Annotated in this window: 4 protein-coding genes and 1 pseudogene; 4 read left to right on the top strand and 1 reads right to left on the bottom strand. The window is 38.5% G+C overall.

Annotation, left to right across the window (positions count from 1 at the left end; genetic code table 11):
• From HMPREF0666_RS18380 to HMPREF0666_RS15715, 4 genes and pseudogenes are all read left to right on the top strand, one after another.
• Positions 1-693: PAAR-like protein (locus HMPREF0666_RS18380; protein WP_232214152.1), on the top strand; the 693-nt coding region annotated here is incomplete at its 5' end.
• 211 nt (positions 694-904) lie between these two features.
• Positions 905-1,075, top strand: a complete 171-nt coding sequence (locus HMPREF0666_RS18375) for a hypothetical protein (protein ID WP_232214151.1) — start codon at positions 905-907, stop codon at positions 1,073-1,075.
• A 68-nt stretch (positions 1,076-1,143) separates the two neighbouring features.
• Positions 1,144-1,875 (top strand): ankyrin repeat domain-containing protein, encoded by a 732-nt coding sequence (locus HMPREF0666_RS15720; protein ID WP_009013376.1) that lies wholly within the window; start codon positions 1,144-1,146, stop codon positions 1,873-1,875.
• Positions 1,868-2,335 (top strand): annotated as a pseudogene (locus HMPREF0666_RS15715) (ankyrin repeat domain-containing protein); the annotation flags it as partial. The gene HMPREF0666_RS15720 and the pseudogene HMPREF0666_RS15715, both read left to right, overlap by 8 nt.
• A gap of 8 nt (positions 2,336-2,343) precedes the next feature.
• Here the strand turns inward: HMPREF0666_RS15715 and HMPREF0666_RS15710 are convergent.
• Positions 2,344-2,655, bottom strand: coding sequence for a hypothetical protein (locus HMPREF0666_RS15710; RefSeq protein WP_232214153.1), 312 nt, complete (start codon positions 2,653-2,655; stop codon positions 2,344-2,346).
• Positions 2,656-2,708 lie beyond the last annotated feature (53 nt).

Genomic DNA, 2,708 nt, shown 5'->3' with positions numbered 1-2,708 from the left:
ATTAGTGCAACAGTTCAAGGTGCCCAAGTAGGAAGTACTGCCGGTGCTGTGCTTGGTGCAGTGGGAATGTACTCTTTCCTGCATGGAAAAGTATCAAAGATGGTTCAAAATGTGATAATGCCAAATATCTGCGCCGCATATACAAAGATGTCTACTTGGACAAGAGTAAATTCATCCGTGAAAATCAGTGGTCAGAAAGCCTTACTTGAAGGAGCTATGTTGAATTGCATACAAGGAGGACTTATAACTATCATAAAACCTGACTTTTCTGAAGCCGCTAAAATGTTAGTCTTAAGTTACTTTGCTTATAATCGAACGACAAAAAAGAAAGATAAGGATTATGACATGGACGAGGCTATGGATGGGCTAAGCCCTAAACAACAAGCTATGCTTAAGAATAAGGATGAAAAACTTGAGGGGTATGAGAAATTGAATGCAGAGGAAATGGATAAGTTAGGAATCACAGATTCAAAAGAAATTGACGACCCACATACAGGCTTTAAAGCAGATATCTATAAAGACAAGAATGGAGATTATGTACTTGTTTATCGTGGTACCTACAGTGACCCTGACCACCCTGAAAATGATTTAATACATGACTGGAGCAAAGAATGGACTGACGATAATATGAAGCAGGGATTAGGTATGGGAAGTGAACAATATGAGAAGTCCATAAAATTAGCTAAAAAGTAAAAAAGGATCGGAAAGGCAAGGTAAGCAGCTAACTATTGCTGGTCATTCCCTTGGTGGCGGTTTAGCAACAGCTGCAGGTGCTGCCACTGGTAGCAAGACTTACGCTTTCTGCCCTGCGGGCGTTCATCCGAATACTTATAAAATGTATGGCGTACAGAATCCTAATACTTCAAAGGTTCATACCTATTATTCAAATCAAGATTTCTTAAATATGGCAAGTAATAATCTATCTCTAATGCCAAAGGCTGCAGGCGAAAGAATTATGTTGCACACTCTGGACAGCTTTGATTTTACTAAAGGACACGACCTCCCTTTACTCTTCAAAGCAATACAAGCTGAGGAGGCAGAGTTAGGAAGACCAATTATTGCCAACATTCTTTAAAGAAACAATCCACAAAAATGAAAAAAATTATAGCATTACTATCATCCCTCATTTTAACCTCATGCAGTATGTTTAACAGTGAAGCACCTTACAAGCGTTTTTTCAGTGAGAAAGAATATCCCATTATTCAAGCCATTCATGATTGCGACAAGGACAAAATCCTTAATATGATGCACAAAGGATGGAACGTAAATTCTATGGGCAAACATGGAATGTCTTATTTACTTTATGCTATATGGGAACATAACTATGACATGACAAAGTTTCTTTTAGAAAATGGAGCAAACCCTAATTTTGTATCAGTATTCTGGGAAGTGAAACCAGAAGAAACGGTACGTATCCTCCCCCTCGAAACAGTCTGCTATAAAGATTATAACATTAATTTTGTTAAGCTGTTAATCAAATATGGGGCTAACCCCAATGATACGCAAGCGCAGCTTCCTTTATTTGCGGCTGCATTATATAAAGATAAACAAAAAATAGAATACTTATTAGAACATGGAGCAGATATCAACCAATTTAACAGTTCGAAAGAAACCGTAATAATAGACCAAGCCCTTGCAAGCCAATGGGCTTTCGTACTATGGTTATGGGACAAAGGTGCAGATCCGATGAAGACAGGAGGAGTCGGCGTTTTCGAGGGAGAAGTAAATGTTGCCTTTTGGGTGCAAGATTTTATAGATAGCGGTATAGGCGATTACGATAATCCAGACTTTAAAAAGCTTGTTGCGCGATTAAAAAGTATAGGCGTAGAGTTCCCATATAAACCAGCTATGATTAATAGGAAAGATAATGAATGATAAGGCAATGAAGTATATTATAGCATTACTATCATCACTCATTTTAACCTCATGCAGTATGTTTAACAATGAAGCACCTTACAAGCGTTTTTTCAGTGAGAAAGAATATCCCATTATTCAAGCCATTCATGATTGTAACAAGGACAAAATTCTTGATATGATGCACAAAGGATGGAACGTAAACTCTATGGGTAAACATGGTATGTCCTATCTGCTTTATGCCGTATGGGAACATAACTATGACATGACAAAGTTTCTTTTAGAAAATGGAGCAGACCCCAATTTTGTATCAGTATTCTGGGAAGTAAAACCAGAAGAAACAGTACGTATCCTCCCCCTCGAAACAGTTTGCTATAAAGATTATAACTTTAATTTTGTTAAGCTGTTAATCAAATATGGAGCTAATCCCAATGATACGCAAGCGCAACTTCCTATATTTTCAGCAGCATTGTATGAAGATAGTAACGTTTAAAAAATAACTTGGTATTTTTTGTCTCTCCATGAAACCTTGTAGTTCCATTTCGGTAGCTCTTCATCAAAGGTAATATGCCGTTGACAGACATCATCATAATTGCTATCCACACAACGAGAAGTGTCGTACTTCTTTCTGTTGATGTTGGTGAAGACACAAAGGCCGGATTTCGTTCTGGCCTCTGCGGCAAGTTCGCATGCCTGCTCAACGCTCTCGAAGGAAATACCACTCCATACTCTGGTGATTTGAGAGAAAAGCCTGTGTTCAATGGGGTTCCACTTCGACGTGTACGGGGGATAGTGCGCCACTATTATGTCAATATGGAGGTCTTCGGAAAGTTGATCAGCTCTTGCTTGAAAAG

The sequence above is a fragment of the Prevotella sp. C561 genome (genome assembly GCF_000224595.1).
GTDB classification, from domain to species: domain Bacteria; phylum Bacteroidota; class Bacteroidia; order Bacteroidales; family Bacteroidaceae; genus Prevotella; species Prevotella jejuni.
The sequence above is the reverse complement of the archived record's forward strand: the minus strand, read 5'-3'. Positions and strand labels throughout refer to the sequence as shown.